9 protein-coding genes are annotated in these 15145 nt (G+C 73.9%); 5 read left to right on the top strand and 4 right to left on the bottom strand.

The genetic code is table 11. The annotated features are described in order from the left end of the window. Nucleotides 1-29: 29 nt before the first annotated feature. A complete protein-coding gene (locus K353_RS07870) occupies nt 30-1244 on the bottom strand; it encodes a sensor histidine kinase (protein WP_233533440.1) in 1215 nt (404 codons plus the stop codon). 141 nt (nt 1245-1385) lie between these two features. On the opposite strand from K353_RS07870, the gene K353_RS07875 reads away from it, so the two are divergent. Then, nucleotides 1386-2288: a HipA family kinase gene (locus K353_RS07875; RefSeq protein WP_111552858.1), complete on the top strand. Its 903-nt coding sequence runs from the start codon at nt 1386-1388 to the stop codon at nt 2286-2288. A 34-nt stretch (nt 2289-2322) separates the two neighbouring features. Here K353_RS07875 and K353_RS07880 read toward each other — a convergent pair whose 3' ends face one another. Then, on the bottom strand, nt 2323-3804 hold the full coding sequence (locus K353_RS07880) for a S8 family serine peptidase (protein ID WP_111552859.1): 1482 nt from the start codon (nt 3802-3804) through the stop codon (nt 2323-2325). Between the two features lie 213 nt (nt 3805-4017). Next, entirely contained in the window at nt 4018-6936 is a 2919-nt protein-coding gene (locus K353_RS07885) for a glycoside hydrolase family 48 protein (RefSeq protein ID WP_111552860.1), read from the bottom strand. Between the two features lie 226 nt (nt 6937-7162). On the opposite strand from K353_RS07885, the gene K353_RS07890 reads away from it, so the two are divergent. After that, the gene (locus tag K353_RS07890; protein ID WP_111552861.1) at nt 7163-8725 is read left to right on the top strand and encodes a cellulase family glycosylhydrolase; all 1563 of its coding nucleotides are present in this window, start codon (nt 7163-7165) and stop codon (nt 8723-8725) included. Nucleotides 8726-8971: 246 nt separating this feature from the next. Here K353_RS07890 and K353_RS07895 read toward each other — a convergent pair whose 3' ends face one another. After that, nucleotides 8972-10282: a glutamine synthetase gene (locus K353_RS07895; protein ID WP_199528036.1), complete on the bottom strand. Its 1311-nt coding sequence runs from the start codon at nt 10280-10282 to the stop codon at nt 8972-8974. A gap of 237 nt (nt 10283-10519) precedes the next feature. Here K353_RS07895 and K353_RS07900 point away from each other — a divergent pair, with 237 nt between their 5' ends. The 3 genes from K353_RS07900 (at nt 10520) to K353_RS07910 (ending at nt 15105) form a co-directional block, all read left to right on the top strand. Further along, entirely contained in the window at nt 10520-11155 is a 636-nt protein-coding gene (locus K353_RS07900; protein ID WP_111552862.1) for a TetR/AcrR family transcriptional regulator, read from the top strand. A gap of 129 nt (nt 11156-11284) precedes the next feature. Beyond that, on the top strand, nt 11285-12772 hold the full coding sequence (locus K353_RS07905; protein WP_111552863.1) for an MFS transporter: 1488 nt from the start codon (nt 11285-11287) through the stop codon (nt 12770-12772). A 557-nt stretch (nt 12773-13329) separates the two neighbouring features. Further along, complete coding sequence (locus K353_RS07910; RefSeq protein ID WP_111552864.1) at nt 13330-15105, top strand: 3-hydroxyacyl-CoA dehydrogenase family protein; 1776 nt, start codon at nt 13330-13332, stop codon at nt 15103-15105. Nucleotides 15106-15145 lie beyond the last annotated feature (40 nt).

Below are 15145 nucleotides of genomic sequence, written 5' to 3' on the forward strand. Positions count from 1 at the left end.
CCGCAGGTCCACCGGCCCGCCGGCCCGCCCTAGCGGGTCCGCGACGCGGGCACCGGTATCGAGAAGACCACCTCGAAACCCCCCTGCGGCCGGGGGCCGGTGTGCACCGACCCGCCGTAGAGTCTGACGCGCTCGCCCACGCCGATCAAACCGAGCCCGCTGCCGGGCACCGCGCTCCCGGCCGGGGCCCCCGCCCCGCGGCCGTCGTCCACCACCCGGCCCGTCAGCCGGTCGGCGCCGTACTCCAGCACGACGCGCGCGGCGGCCGACCGTCCGGCGTGCTTGATCACGTTGGTGAGCGCCTCCTGGACGACCCGGAAGGCGCACAGGTCGGCCCCCGGCGGCAGCGGGCGCACCTCGCCCGTCACGGCGACCTCGACCGCCACCCCCGCGCTCCTGGTCCGCGCCACCAGGTCGTCGAGCCGGTCCAGGCCGGGCGCCGAGTGGTAGAGGCCCTCCTCCTCGGCCTCACCGTCCGGGGCGACCCGCAGGACCCGCAGCAGCCCGCGCATCTCCTCCAGCGCCTCGCGGCTGGTCGTCCCGATCGAGGCGAGCGCCTCGCGCGCCGCCGCCGGGTCGGAGGCGAAGACGTACTGCGCCAGCCCCGCCTGCACCGACAGCGCCGACAGGTGGTGGGCGACCACGTCGTGCAACTCCCGGGCGATCCGCACCCGTTCCTCGACCACGGCGTGCCGGGCCCGCAACTCCTGCTCCCGGCGCAGCCGTTCGGTCAGCTCCGCCAGCCGTGCGTTGTGCTCGCCCAGGCGGCGGAAGGCGGCCCCGAAGATCCACACCGCCCCGATGCCGAGCACCGACTGCGCCACCGCCAGCACCGGCGACAGCTCGGCCGCCAGTCCGCTGACCACCCACGCGCCACCGGTCAGGACACTGGCCGCGGCGGCCTCCCCCGCCGGGCGGCGGGCCACCACCGTGTAGCAGGCCAGCAGCGGCGCCCACAGGTTCACCGACGGCTGGTACCCGGCCAGGGTGTACGTCAGCAGGGCGCCGCAGGAGAGGGCGAGCACCGCCCGGGGCAGGCGGCGGCGCAGCGCCAGCGGCAGGTTGGCGGCGAGGCTCAGCCCGATCGCCCACCCGTCGAAGGCGGGTCGGCCGTCCGCCCGGTACCGGGCCTCGTACGCCTGGAGGGAGTAGGCGACCGCGACGGCGGCCAGCACGACGGCGAGCAGCCCGTCCACCACCGCGGGGTCCGCCCGGAGTTGCCGCGCCCGCGCACCGATCCGCATTCCGGCAGCGTAGGGGCGCGGCCCCGCGCGGGCGTCAGTCCCAGGGTTGACCCTCGGGCCCGGGCCGGCCGGTGCGGCGGGAGGGCGTGCCGGGCGGCGCGACGGGGCGGAGGCCGCCTGCCGCGGTACTAGGCTGGGCGGATGCTCGATGAGGTGAAGGCGCTGCGCTACGTCGACCCGCTGCGGGCGGGCGGGTCGGTGCCCGGGGTGGTGGAGGCCGACGACCTGGGGACGTACGTGGTGAAGTTCACCGGGGCGGCGCAGGGCGTGAAGGCCCTGGTGGCCGAGGTGATCGTGGGCGAGCTGGCCCGGCGGCTGGGGCTGCGGGTGCCGCCGCTGGTGCTGGTGGACTTCGACCCGGCGGTCGCCGCCGACGAGCCGGACCAGGAGATCCAGGACCTGCTGCGGGCCAGCGCCGGACGGAACCTGGGCATGGACCTGCTGCCGGGCGCGCGGGACTTCCGGCCGGGGATGGTCGAGGTGTCCCCCGCCGAGGCGGGCCGGGTGGTCTGGCTGGACGCGCTGACCGGGAACGTCGACCGCAGCGTGCACAACCCCAACCTGATGGTGTGGCACGGGCGGCTGTGGCTGATCGACAACGGCGCGGGCCTGGTCTTCCACCACCGCTGGGCGTCCGCGCCCGCCGCGGTGCACCGGCGCTACGACCTGAGCGGCCACGCGCTGGGCGGCTACGGCCCGGACCTGGCCGCCGCCGACGCCGCGCTCGCCCCGCTGGTGACGCCGGGACTGCTGCGCGAGGTCGCCGCGCTGGTGCCGGACGCCTGGCTGGCCGACGAGCCGGGCTTCGACTCGCCGGCCGCGGTGCGGGAGGCGTACGTGGCGCACCTGGCCGCCCGGGTGGCGCACTCGGCGGCCTGGCTGCCGGAGGGCTTCGCGACGCCCGAGCAGATCCGGGCCGCCGAGGAGCGGGCCGCCGCCGCGCGGCTGGCGGCCCGTCCGGCCTGGCTCAAGCAGGTGCCGAACCGGGCCGGTCTGGCCCCGGTGGAGCCGGACTGGTCCCGGCACGTCGGCGACGGCGGGTGACCCGCCGCCGGGCGGCCGGTGTCCCGGCGCGGCGTCAGAGGCGCCACCAGTCGGCGGCCTTGGCCGCGGAGACCACGCCCGCGCCGTAGAAGCCGTTGTCGGGTCCGGAGCCCTCGCAGGTGGCCCGGTAGAGCCCGGTGCCGCCCGGGTCGAGGACCCCGCCGGCCGGGCAGGCGTGCGGGTCGGCCTGGTCGACCAGCAGGGCGCGCAGCTGCTCGGGGCCGGCCCACGGGTGGGTGGAGGCGAGCAGCGCGGCCACCCCGGCCACGTGCGGGGAGGCCATCGAGGTGCCCGACATGTAGCCGTACGCGCCGCCGGGGAGGGTGGAGAGCACCCCGCCCTTGGCGTCCGGGGTGTCCGGCACCTGGTAGCGGCCGTCGCCGCCGGGGGCCGCCACGGTGACCTTGTGCAGGCCGTAGCTGGAGTAGTACGACTTGTCGCCCTTGACGCCGATCGCGGAGACCGCGACCACGCCGGGCAGTTCGGCGGGCAGGTCCAGGCAGGTGGCGTCGATCGGCCGGGTGGCCGGGACGGTGTCGTCGGGGCTGGAGGCGTCGACCGTCTTGTGCGCCAGGTCGATGTTCTCGTTGCCCGCGGCGGCGACGTTGAGCACGCCGTTGCGGCGGGAGTAGTCGACGGCCCGGCGGACAGCCTCGCTGACCGCGGCCTGGTCGGGGTCGCCGGCGCAGTTGAACATCCACGGGTCCACGTAGTAGCTGTTGTTGGTGACCTGGAAGTGGTGCTCGGCGGCCCAGACGAAGCCGCAGATCGCGTACTCGGGGTAGATGAACCCGCCGTCGTCGACCACCTTGACGGCGGCCAGCCGGACGCCGGGGGCGATGCCCTCGACGCCCTTGCCGTTCTTGGCGGCGGCGATGGTGCCGGCCACGTGGGTGCCGTGGCCGCTGGTGGTGGGCTGCCAGGACTGCCAGCTGGTGTCGGGGCTGCCGCCGAGGCAGGACGCGGAGAGCTTCGGGTCGACGTTGGCGGCGAGGTCCTCGTGGGTGGCGTCGATGCCGGAGTCGAGCACGCCGACCACCACCGAGCGGCTGCCGAGGGTCTGCCGGTGCGCCCGGTCGACGCCGATCTGCCGCATGTCCCACTGGTTGGCCCAGAGCGGTTCGCTGCCGTCGGCGGGCGCGGTGGCGGGGACGGCGGTCTCCTGGACGACGTCCTCCACGTCGGCGGCCTCGATGCCCGCGGTGCGGCTGGCGCCGACCGAGTCGACGGTCTTCGACGTCCGCAGCCGGGCGGCGAAGCCGGGGTCGGCGGAGCGGGCGATCACCACGCCTATCCGCTCGTAGGAGGCGACCACGGTGCCGCCGGCCGCCCTGATCTCGCGCTCGGCCTTCTGGGTCTGGCCGTGGTTCGCCCTGGTGTTGACGACGTAGCTGAGCAGGGGTCCGTCGGCGGTCGCCGCGGCCGCGCCGGCGGTGGGCAGGGCCAGTGCTCCGGCCGTGGCGAGGGCGAGACAGGCCGCGGTGCGTGCGGAACGGCGGATCCGGGGAACGCTCATAGGGGTTGACCCTCCCGAGTGTCGGCGGCGCGGTCGTGGGTGTTCGACGGCGTCCGAATGGCCGGGAGACTATTCAGCACATATGACGTAAATCAAGAGGGGGTCGAGCAATCTCCCCGGAACGGGCGAGTGCCCGGTCCGCTGTCGGTCGGACCGGGCACTCGCGCTCGGGTGACGCCCCGTCAGCCGGCGGGCCGTCGTGGTGACGGCCCGTCAGCCGCCGAACAGCTCGCCGTAGGTCGCCATCGCCGTGGCGATGTCGGCCTGCGCCCAGAACCGGTGGTACGTGAAGGTCGGCGCGGCGCCGCCGTTCAGGTACGTCTGGACCTTGGCGAACGACGGGTCGTTCCGGTAGAAGGACCGGATCGACAGGAAGGTGGAGGCGCTGTTGACCGGGTCCCCGTTGGGCATGGTGCCGGTCCAGCCGCTCGGCACCGAGAGCGGCTCGTTGAAGCGGCTGTAGTCGGTGCGGGTCTCCGGCACCGAGACGCCCAGCGCGTCCTGGTTGTTGGCCCACATGCCGTCGAGCAGCTTCTGCGCGGCGCCCTTGGCCGCCGCGTTGCCGGACTTGGCCGCGTAGTAGGCCAGCAGCTTGGCGTAGGAGCCGGCCACCCCGACGTCGTTGGTGTAGTCGACCACGCTCACGTGCAGGCCGGTGTTGGCGCCCGGGGAGGCGGCGTTCCAGGTGTCCGGCTTGCCGCTCCAGGCCAGCGTGGACGGGATCTGGTAGCTGCCGTCCGCCTTGAAGGTGGTCTTGGACAGCGCCCAGGTCACCCACTTATCCAGGATCGCCTTGGCCTTCGGGTCGCCGCTGGAGTAGTAGTACTCGGCCATCCGCTCCAGGCCCCAGGCCTGGAAGCCGAACCACTGGTTGGAGGCCGGGTCGTGGTAGACCGGCGCCTCGTCGTAGAACATCCCGTAGAAGGTCGGGGTGCCGGCCGGCGGGGTGCCGTAGTCGCCCTCCCAGCTGTTGGTCGCGCCGCCCGCGATCGCGCCCTCGCTGGACTGCAGCCACTGGGTGAACTCGACCTGGCGGCCCATCGAGGTGGTCCAGTCGGACTTGCCGGTGGCCGACTTGGGGGCCATCGCCGGGTCGTTGACCAGCGCGTACGCGGCCATCGGGTTCTGGTAGCCGCCGTGCGCCGCGCTGTCGCCGATCCGCCAGGACCAGCCGGCCGAGGTGTCGGTGGCACCGCCCCAGGCGTAGTACCAGGAGAGCAGGTAGTGCTCGGAGCTCTTGCCGCTGCCGGCCGCGCAGCTGTTCGGGCCGACGCAGTTGCCGATCTGCTTGAAGTACTTGTCGAAGAACGAGTACCGCAGGTAGTCGCCCATCTTGCCGGCCTTGGCCACCGTGGTGGCCACCTTCGCGCCGTTGCCCTGCGCCTTGGCCCAGGTGTCGGCCCAGTACGCAGCCTGGACGGCGCGCGCGTCGGCGTCCGGCGCGTCGGTGTACTTCCACTGCTTGGCGTAGGAGTTGTCCTTGACGAACAGGTCCAGGTACCCGTTCTTGCCGCCGTACCTGAAGTTGTCGCAGGTGGGCTGCGGGATCGTCTCCCACACCGACTCCTGCGCGCCGCGCTGGTAGGTGTTGATGAACGACGGGCCGGTGTCGCTCGGACCGGCCTCGCACTTGCCGGGCGCGTTGCCGTAGCCGTAGACGTTGTCCACGTCCTGCAGCCAGTGCATGCCGTAGATGTCGTCGGTGCCGTAGGCGCTCTTCAACTCGCCGGCGATCGGGTCGGCGCCCGCGGTGACCGAGGTGTCCAGCGCGGCCGGGTAGTCGCTCGGCAGCGGGCGCTCGGGCGCGTACGTGGCCGGCTTGGACGCGTTGTAGAACGCGTTGGTCGGCTGGTCGGCGTGGCCCGGGATCATGTACGTCTCCATGAGCGTCCACGCCGCGTTGAACTTCGACCAGTCCTGGGTGACCCGCCCGTACTGGGCCTCCAGCCAGAGCAGGTACGAGTACGCCTCCGAGGTGGTCTCGTGGCCCTGGTCGGGGGCCTCGACCAGCAGGGTCTCCACCGAGTGGTAGGGGATGCCCTCGGGCGAGAAGTAGCCGTTCGCCGGGTCCTTGATCTTGTTGTAGAGCTGGAGGAACCGGTCGTTGTACACGCCCGAGGCGGCGGCCAGCTCGGTCACCGTGACCGCCGAGGAGGTGTAGCCGGTCGCGGTGGAGGTGAAGGTCGCCGAGCCGGTGGAGGAGGCGTCGGCGGTGAGCGTGACGGTCTGCGCCGTCGACCAGTCGGCCGGGGTGAAGGTCAGCGTCGCGCCGGAGCTGACGGACAGTCCGGTGTTGCCCGAGGTCCGGGTGGTGGTGACGGTGACGTTGGCGCTCGGCCGGCTGCTGAGCTTGACCGCGAAGCCGCCGGTCTTGCCCTGGTTGACCGAGAGGGTCAGCGGGGTGGCGGTGATCGCCGGGCCGGCCGCCACCGTGATGCCCGCCGGGGTCGACTCGCCGCTCGCGCCCAGGCTGTCGTACGCCTTGGCGTAGATCGAGTGGCTGCCGCTCGCCGCGCCCGTCCAGCTGTAGGTGTACGGGGCGCTGGTGGCGGTGCCGACCAGCGTGGTGTTGTCGTAGAACTCGACCTTGCTGATGCTCGCGCCGTCCGCCGCCGAGGCCGTCGCCGCGAGCGGGACGGCCGCCCCCGCCTGGTAGGTGGCGCCGGGGGCGGGGCTGGTCAGGGTGGTGGTCGGGGCCGCGTGGGCGCCGGTGCAGCTGGTGCCGTTGACCGCGAAGGCGGTCGGGGCCGCGTTGGTGCCGCTGTAGGAGAAGTTGGCGCCCGCGGTGGCCGAGCCGCCCGCCGGGATGGTGGCCGCCCAGGCCGGGGCGGCGACGGTGACGTTCTTGCCGGACTGGCTCCAGGTGCCGTTCCAGCCGGAGCCCGAGAGGGTCTGGTTGCCGGTGTAGGCGTAGGTGAGCGTCCAGCCGTTGAGCGCGGCGGCGCCCCTGTTGTTGATCGCCACGTTGGCGGTGAAGCCGCTGCCCCAGTCGTTCGTCGTGTAGTCGACGGAGCACTGGACGGCGGCGGCGGAGGCCGGGACGGCGACCGCGGTCGACAGGCCGGCGGCGAGCAGCGTGAGGGCGGCGGTGAGCGCCGGGACCCGGTTGCGGGGGGTGCGGGGTGGAGGCATGACGGCTCCTCGGAGGGGGTGGGTGGGGGAGTCCGAAGACGGTCGTCCGCAGGGCGGATCCGCCGGGCCATTCTGTGGGAGCGCTCCCAAATATCGGGAGGGCCATCCGCACTGTCAAGAGAGTGAGCGCAGCCGGAACGTGTTGGCAACTCCCTTGCCCCTGGCTATGGTTCGGGGCGGGCCTGTGGGAGCGCGCCCATTTTTCCCCTCCTCCGAGGAGTCGGACATGACCGTCCGCACCACCACCACGGCGCTGGTCGCGGCGCTGGCCGCGACCGCTGCGGCCACCCTCGCCCTCACCGGCGCCGGCCCGGCGGCCGCCGCCGGCGTCCGGTGCTCCGTCGACTACACGACGAACGACTGGGGCAGCGGCTTCACCGCGAACGTGAAACTTACCAACGCCGGCACCGCCCCGATCGACAACTGGAGCGTCGGCTACTCCTACACCGGCAACCAGACCCTCTCCGGCTCCGGCTGGAACGGCACCTGGAGCCAGTCCGGCAAGAACGTCACCGTCGCCGCCCCGGCCTGGGCGACCACCCTCGCGGTCGGCGGCTCGATCAGCGCGGGCGCCAACTTCTCCTACAGCGGCACCAACGCGGCCCCGACCTCGTTCACCGTCAACGGCGTGGCCTGCGGCGGGGCGGCGAGCCCGTCGCCGTCGCCGTCGCCGTCGCCGTCCGCTTCGGCGTCCCCCTCCCCCTCGCCGTCGCCGTCCCCCTCGTCGTCGCCCTCGTCGTCGCCGTCGCCGTCGGGGAGCACCGGCACCGGTGGCGGCAAGGCCCCGGCGCTGCGCGTCTCCGGCAACCGGCTGGTGGACGCCAACGGCGCGCAGGTGGTGCTGCGCGGCGTGAACCGCTCCGGCATGGAGTTCATGTGCGTCCAGGGCTACGGCTTCGCCGACGGCCCGGTGGACGCGGCCTCGATCGCCGCGATCAAGAGCTGGAAGGCCAACGCCGTCCGCGTCCCGGTCAACGAGGACTGCTGGAACGGCTACGCCAACGTCAAGCCGGAGTACGCGGGTGAGAACTACCGCACCGCGGTGAAGAACTTCGTCTCCGCGCTGCGGGACGCCGGACTCACCCCGATCATCGACCTGCACTGGACCCAGGGCCTCTACACCGGCAACTCCTCGGGCTGCTCGGACACCAACTCGACCTGCCAGAAGCCGATGCCGGGCGCGGGCGCGGCAACCTTCTGGTCCTCCGTCGCCGCCGCCTTCAAGAACGACCCGTCGGTGGTCTTCGACCTGTTCAACGAGCCCTACGCGGACCGCGCCGTCTCCGGCCTCGACCAGGCGTGGAACTGCTGGCGGGACGGCGGCAGCGCCTGCCCGGGCATCGGCTACCCGGTCAGCGGCATGCAGACCCTGGTGAACGCGGTCCGCACCGCGGGCGCGAACAACGTCATCCTGCTCGGCGGCCTGGCCTACTCCAACGACCTCGGCCAGTGGCTGGCCCACAAGCCGACCGACCCGGCGGGCAACCTGGCTGCGGCCTGGCACGTGTACAACTTCAACTCCTGCTCCAACCAGTCCTGCTGGAACTCGACCGTGGCGCCGCTGGCCGCGCAGGTCCCGGTGGTGATCGGCGAGATCGGCGAGAACGACTGCGCCCACGCCTTCATCGACCAGGTGATGTCCTGGGCCGACGCCGCCAAGGTCTCCTACCTGGGCTGGACCTGGAACACCTGGGACTGCGGCCAGGGCCCGTCGCTGATCTCCGGCTTCGACGGCACCCCGACCGCGTTCGGCCAGGGCCTCAAGAACCACCTGGCCGCCGTGAACTGACCCCGACCCGATCCCGCGCGGCCGCCCGGCTCCCCCGGGCGGCCGTGCCGTTCCGGGGAAGCGCCTCCCGGCGGGTCGGCCCCGGGGCGGGACGACCGGGATGCCGGAAAGGGGCGGTCGACGGGTTCGGGCCCGCCGGCGGCAGGACCACGAGGAGGGGCGCGGCCCCGGGACCGGCGGCGCCGCCCGGCCGGCGCTCCTCCCGCGCGGGGCGGCGGTTCGAACGCTCGACCTCCCTCGCGGGGATCAGTAGCGGTAGCGGACGGCTTCGACGATCTCCTCGGGGGTGCGGTCGGCGAAGCGGGCGATCTCGGCCTCCCGGACGTCGATGACGGCCTGCCAGAGCTGCTCGCCCATGGCGGCCCGCAGCACCGGCGAGGCACGCAGTGCGGCGACGGCGTGGCCGAGTGTGGCGGGGAGGCGTTCGGCGGTGCCGCCGGGGTCGCCGGTGGTCTCGGGGGGCAGCCGGAGGGCGGCGTCGAGGCCGGCCAGGCCGGCGGCCAGGACGCCGCCGACGGCGAGGTAGGGGTTGGCGGCGGCGTCGAAGCACTTGATCTCGGCGTTGGCCTGCTCGGGGGCGGAGCCGGTGATCAGGCGGAGCGCGGCCTCCCGGTTCTCCAGGCCCCAGCAGCGGTGCGGGCCGGACCAGCGGCCGGGGACCAGGCGCAGGTAGCTGGCGACGGACGGGGCGCCGAGGGCGAGCAGGGCGGGCAGTTCGGCGAGCACCCCGGCCAGGAACGCCTCGGCCTCCCGGGTGAGCCCGTGCGGGCCGGTGCCGCCGTGGCCGAGGTTGCGGCCGTCGCGCCACAGGCTGAGGTGCAGGTGGCCGCCGTTGCCGACGCCGTCGGGGGCGGTGACGGGGGCGAAGCTGGCGCGCAGGCCGTGCCGGAGCGAGACGGCCTGCACGGTGTGCCGGACCAGCAGGGCGGTGTCGGCGGCCTCGACCGGGCCCTCCGGGGCGACGGACAGCTCGTACTGGCCCTCGGTGTACTCGGGGTGCAGCTGGAGGACGGTCATCCGCTGTTCGCGCAGGGCGCGCAGCAGGTCGCGCAGGTAGTCGCTGTTGCCGATCAGGCGGCGCATGCCGTACGCGGGCCCGGGCTCGCCGCCGTCGACGATCCACTCGACCTCGATGCCGGCCCGGACGGTCAGGCCGTGTGCGGCGAGCGCCCCGGCGGCGCGGCGGGCGAACTGCCGCTGGCAGCCGGGGTGCGGTTCGCCCTGCTGGGTGCGCCGGTCGCCGGGGGCCCAGGCCCAGCCGGGCTGGGCGGCGAGGCGGTGCAGCGCGGTGAGGTCGGGGACCAGGCGCAGGTCGCCGACGGGGCCGCCGGAGGGGGCGAGCGAGTCGTCGACCAGGAAGGCGTCGAAGCAGGGTGCGGCGCCGACGCCCCAGCGGGCGGCGGACTCCAGCCCGCGGACCGGGACGGCCTTGACCCGGGTGACGCCCGCGTTGTCGACCCAGCCGACGACGACCCCGTCGACGCCCTCGGCCTCGATCCGGGTGGCGGCCGTCCGGGCCTCGGCGGCGTGGTCGGCGGGCGGCGCGGTGATCCTCATGGGCCTATCCTGACCAGGGCTTTCCGGCCGATCGGGGGAACGCGCCGGGAGGTCACCCGTCCGTGGCCGCCGCAGTGTGACGCAGGCCACATCGGATGATGAAATTTCCGGGGACGGATTCCCCGTTTAGACATCTGTCCGCAACGAAACGGGGAGATGATCCCCGCATCGGAGATCGCGCCGGAGTCCGCCCGAGGGGCGGTTCCCGGCCCCGCCGCCGCTCGAAGGGAGCGCACCATGACCGTCGTCGCCGCCGCTCCCGTCCGCCGCGCGGACGCGGCCCGCAACCGGGCCCGGATCGTCGCCGCGGCCCGGGAGGCGTTCGTCGAGTACGGGGCGATGGCCCCGCTGGACGAGATCGCCCGCCGGGCGGGCGTCGGCAACGCCACGCTGTACCGGAACTTCGCCGACCGCCGCGCCCTGATCCACCAGGTGTCGATCGCCGTGATGGAGCGGATCGTGGCGCACGCGCACGCGGCCACCGCGCAGGAGCCCGACTCCTTCGCCGCGTTCAGCCGCTTCGTGCACGCCGCGGCGGAGGAGCGGATCGGCGCGCTCTGCCCCCTGCTGTCCGACCCGATCGACCTGAACGACCCCGAACTCGCCGAAGCCCGCGCCGAGATGAAGCAGGTCACCGAGGACCTCATCGCGCGGGCCCAGGCCGACGGCCTGCTCCGCACCGACGTCGGAGCCGGCGACATCGTCGTCGCCATGGCCCAGCTCACCCGACCGCTCCCCGGCTTCGGCTGCCTCGACCTGGACCCCCACGTCCGGCGTCACCTGCAGTTGCTGCTGGACGGCCTGCGGGCTCCCGCGCCGTCCGTACTGCCCGGCCGCGCCACGACCCTGGAGGACCTCACGCCCCGCGTCTGACCCCCTCGGTCCCGCCCGCGGGCCCGACCGGCCCCGCACGCCCCGAAACCTCCCGCAGGAACCGCCCTTCGACGGCGCGACGCCCCTGCACTCCTCCGTACGTCCTCGCACACACAAGTGGGTACCTCCATGTCTGACACCCTCCAGCCGGACCCTCGCCGGTGGAAGGCGCTCGTCTTCATCGCCCTGGCGCAACTGATGGTCGTGCTGGACGCGACCGTGGTGAACATCGCGCTCCCGCACGCGAAGGAAGACCTCGGCTTCGCCGACAGCACCACCCAGTGGGTGATCACCGCCTACGCGCTGGCCTTCGGCAGCCTGCTGCTGTTCGGCGGCCGGGTCGCCGACCTGTGGGGCCGCCGCCGGACCTTCATGGTCGGCCTGGTCGGCTTCGCCGCGGCCTCCGCGCTCGGCGGCGCCGCCGCCAACACCACCATGCTGCTCGGCGCCCGCGCCCTGCAGGGCGTGTTCGGCGCGCTGCTGGCGCCCGCCGCGCTGTCGCTGCTGGCCGTGATGTTCACCGACGGCAAGGAGCGCGCCAAGGCGTTCGGCATCTACGGCGCGGTGGCCGGCGGTGGCGGCGCGATCGGCCTGATCCTGGGCGGCGCCCTCACCGAGTACCTGAACTGGCGCTGGACCTTCTACGTCAACATCCCGTTCGCCCTGGTCGCCATCGCGGGCGCGGTGCTGGTCATCAGCGAGCCGGCCGTCGGCCACAACCGCAACCGCCTCGACATCCCGGGCGTGCTGCTGGTCACCACCGGCCTGGTCTCCCTGGTCTACGGCTTCACCCGGGCCGAGCAGGAGGGCTGGGGCGACAGCAGCACCATCGGCCTGTTCGTCGCCGCCGCCGTGCTGCTCGCCGCGTTCGCGGTGGTCGAGAGCCGGGTCAAGGCCCCGCTGCTGCCGCTGCGCGTGGTCACCGACCGCAACCGCGGCGGTGTCTACCTCTCGCTCGGCATGGCCGTGATCGGCATGTTCGGCCTGTTCCTCTTCCTCACCCTCTACATGCAGGGCGTGCTCGGCTACAAGCCGCTGGTCAACGGCTTCGCCTTCCTCCCGATGGTGGCCGGCATGATCACCGGCTCCACCCAGATCGGCGCCCGCCTGATGACCCGGGTCCCGGCCCGCTACCTGATGGCGCCCGGCTTCCTGGTCGCCTCGCTCGGCCTGCTGATCCTCACCCAGATCGACGTCGGCACCTCGTACTGGCAGATCCTGCCCGGCCTGATCCTGATGGGCCTCGGCATGGGCACCGCGTTCATGCCCGCGATGAGCCTGGCCACCTACGGCGTGCAGCCGCGGGACGCCGGTGTCGCCTCCGCGATGGTCAACACCTCCCAGCAGGTCGGCGGCGCGATCGGCACCGCCCTGCTGAGCACCGTCGCCCACAGCGCCGGCACCTCCTGGGCCAAGGCCCACGCGGCCACCGCCACCGACCAGCAGCTGTTCCAGCTCCAGGCCCAGGTGCACTCGTACTCGGTGGCCATCTGGTGGGCCTTCGGCATCCTGGTCCTGGCCGGCGTCACCGCCTTCGCCCTGATCAACGCCGGCAAGCCCGAGCACCACACCGAGGGCGCCCCGGCCGAGGACGCCGTCCCGGTCATGGCGCACTGACCCTCCCCGCAGCACCCACCACGACGGCCCGCCCGGAACCCTCCGGGCGGGCCGTCCGGCGTCCCGGCCCGCGTGGCGCTCGAGTTCCCCGGTGTCCGGGGGGACGCCGATCGGGTCCGGCAGCGCGACCTCGTGACCGTGGGCCGGCGCCGTGACGCTCCCGTAGCCGCCGTCGTCCGGCACCTGGTCGGAGCCGGTGCGCGGGGCCGGCGTGCCGCTTCCCCTCTTCCTACCCGCCGGTAGCTGGGCTACAGTGTCGGCACGCGTCAGCGCCGGGCTTCGGGAGCCGCACCGGCAGGGCGCCTTCGCACCGCACCGTGTGCGTGTCGGCGTCGCTTCATGATCTGGCGGAGCGCCTGAGCACCACGGCACCACCCCTCGACGGAACCGGAGCGGACCGGTCCGTACCGCGGGGCGCCGCTGTTCTTCTTCCGTTCCCGTTTCTCCCGCGCCGTCGGCACACCCTCCCCCGTCACACCCTCCGTCCGGGTTCGCGCTGTCGCGGCCGGGCGGTGGCGGGGGCCGCGGCGCGGGGCCCCGACCAAGGAGTATGGACAATGGAGCGTCCTTTCCCCACTGTCGCCGTCGTCGGCCTGGGCACCATGGGTGCCGGGGTGGCCGTGGCCCTCGCCCGCAGCGGCCGCCGGGTGATCGGCGTGGAGGCCGGTCCGACGCAGGCGCTGCGGGCGCTGGACCGGATCGAGGCGTCCACCGCGCGGGCGGTGGAGCGCGAGCGGCTGACCGCCGCGGAGCGGACGGCGCTGCTGGAGCTGATCGAGGTCGGCGACGACCTGGCCGCGGCGGCCGGGGCCGACCTGGTGGTCGAGGAGGTCCCGGAGGACCTGGAGCTCAAGCGCGCGCTCTTCGCCGAGCTGGACCGGATCTGCCCGCCGGAGACGGTGCTGGCGACCGGCACCACCGCGCTGAGCGTGACCCGGATCGCGGCGGCCACCGGCCGCCCGGAGCGGGTGCTGGGCGTGCACTTCTTCAACCCGGTGCACAGCATGCGCCTGGTGGAGGTGGTCCGCACCGTGCTGACCTCCCCCCGGGCGGCCGAGCAGGTCGCCGAGTTGGCCCGCGACCTGGACAAGGAGCCGGTGGCGGCGGGCGACCGGGCCGGGTTCATCGCCAACGGCCTGCTGTTCGCGTACCTGAACCAGGCGGCGGCGATGTTCGAGTCCCGGTACGCGACCCGGGAGGACATCGACGCGGCGATGCGGCTGGGCTGCGGCCTGCCGATGGGCCCGCTGGCGCTGCTGGACCTGATCGGCGTGGACACCGCCCGCACCGTGCTGGAGGCGATGTACGCGCAGTCCCAGGACCGGCTGCACGCCCCGGCGCCGATCCTGGGCCAGCTGGTCGCGGCGGGTCTGCTGGGCCGCAAGTCGGGCCGCGGCTTCTACACCTACGAGGCCCCGGGCTCGTCCAGGGTGGTCGCCGAGGAGGGCGCGGCGGCGGAGGCCCGGCCGGCCGGGCGCGCGGTGCGCAGCATCGCGGTGTGCGGCAGCGGGACGATGGCGACCGGCATCGTGGAGGTGTTCGCCAAGGCGGGCTTCCCGGTGCTGCTGGCGGCCCGCAGCCGGGAGAAGGCGGAGCTGGCGAAGGCGCAGCTGGCGCGGTCGCTGGAGCGTTCGGTGGCCAAGGGCCGGCTGACCGGGGAGCAGCGGGACGCGGCGCTGGCGCTGGTCGTCCCGACCGGCTCGTACCGGGACCTGGCGGACGCCGACCTGGTGGTGGAGGCGGTGGCCGAGGACCTGGCGGTCAAGCGCGAGCTGTTCACCGTGCTGGACGGGATCGTCAAGCCGGGCGCGGTGCTGGCCACCACCACCTCCTCGCTGCCGGTGATCTCCTGCGCGACGGCGACCTCCCGGCCGCGGGACGTGGTCGGGATGCACTTCTTCAACCCGGCGCCGGCCATGAAGCTGGTCGAGGTGGTCTCCACGGTGCTGACCGCGGAGGACGTCACGGCGACCGTGCTGGAGCTGTGCGCGAAGGTGCGCAAGCACCCGGTGGAGTGCGGCGACCGGGCCGGGTTCATCGTGAACGCGCTGCTGTTCCCGTACCTGAACGACGCGGTGCGGATGCTCCAGGAGCACTACGCGACGGTGGACGACATCGACACCGCGATGAAGCTGGGCTGCGGCTACCCGATGGGTCCGTTCGAACTGCTGGACGTGGTGGGCCTGGACGTGTCGCTGACCATCGAGCAGGTGCTGCACCACGAGTTCCGCGAGCCGGGGCTGGCGGCGGCGCCGCTGCTGGAGCACCTGGTGGCGGCGGGCTGCCTGGGGCGCAAGACGGGGCGTGGTTTCCGTGACCACGCACGGCGATGACCGGCCGTCCGGTGCCCGCTCCGGGGGGCCGCCCGGTGCC

The sequence above is a fragment of the Kitasatospora sp. SolWspMP-SS2h genome, assembly GCF_003259315.1.
GTDB lineage: Bacteria > Actinomycetota > Actinomycetes > Streptomycetales > Streptomycetaceae > Kitasatospora > Kitasatospora fiedleri.

Excerpts from the sequence above, each read along its gene's own strand:
- K353_RS07880 (WP_111552859.1), bottom strand. The coding sequence starts at position 3,804 with ATGAGCGTTCCCCGGATCCGCCGTTCCGCACGCACCGCGGCCTGTCTC.
- K353_RS07910 (WP_111552864.1), top strand. The coding sequence starts at position 13,330 with ATGGAGCGTCCTTTCCCCACTGTCGCCGTCGTCGGCCTGGGCACCATG.
- K353_RS07905 (WP_111552863.1), top strand. The coding sequence starts at position 11,285 with ATGTCTGACACCCTCCAGCCGGACCCTCGCCGGTGGAAGGCGCTCGTC.
- K353_RS07875 (WP_111552858.1), top strand. The coding sequence starts at position 1,386 with ATGCTCGATGAGGTGAAGGCGCTGCGCTACGTCGACCCGCTGCGGGCG.
- K353_RS07870 (WP_233533440.1), bottom strand. The coding sequence starts at position 1,244 with ATGCGGATCGGTGCGCGGGCGCGGCAACTCCGGGCGGACCCCGCGGTG.
- K353_RS07895 (WP_199528036.1), bottom strand. The coding sequence starts at position 10,282 with ATGAGGATCACCGCGCCGCCCGCCGACCACGCCGCCGAGGCCCGGACG.
- K353_RS07890 (WP_111552861.1), top strand. The coding sequence starts at position 7,163 with ATGACCGTCCGCACCACCACCACGGCGCTGGTCGCGGCGCTGGCCGCG.
- K353_RS07900 (WP_111552862.1), top strand. The coding sequence starts at position 10,520 with ATGACCGTCGTCGCCGCCGCTCCCGTCCGCCGCGCGGACGCGGCCCGC.
- K353_RS07885 (WP_111552860.1), bottom strand. The coding sequence starts at position 6,936 with ATGCCTCCACCCCGCACCCCCCGCAACCGGGTCCCGGCGCTCACCGCC.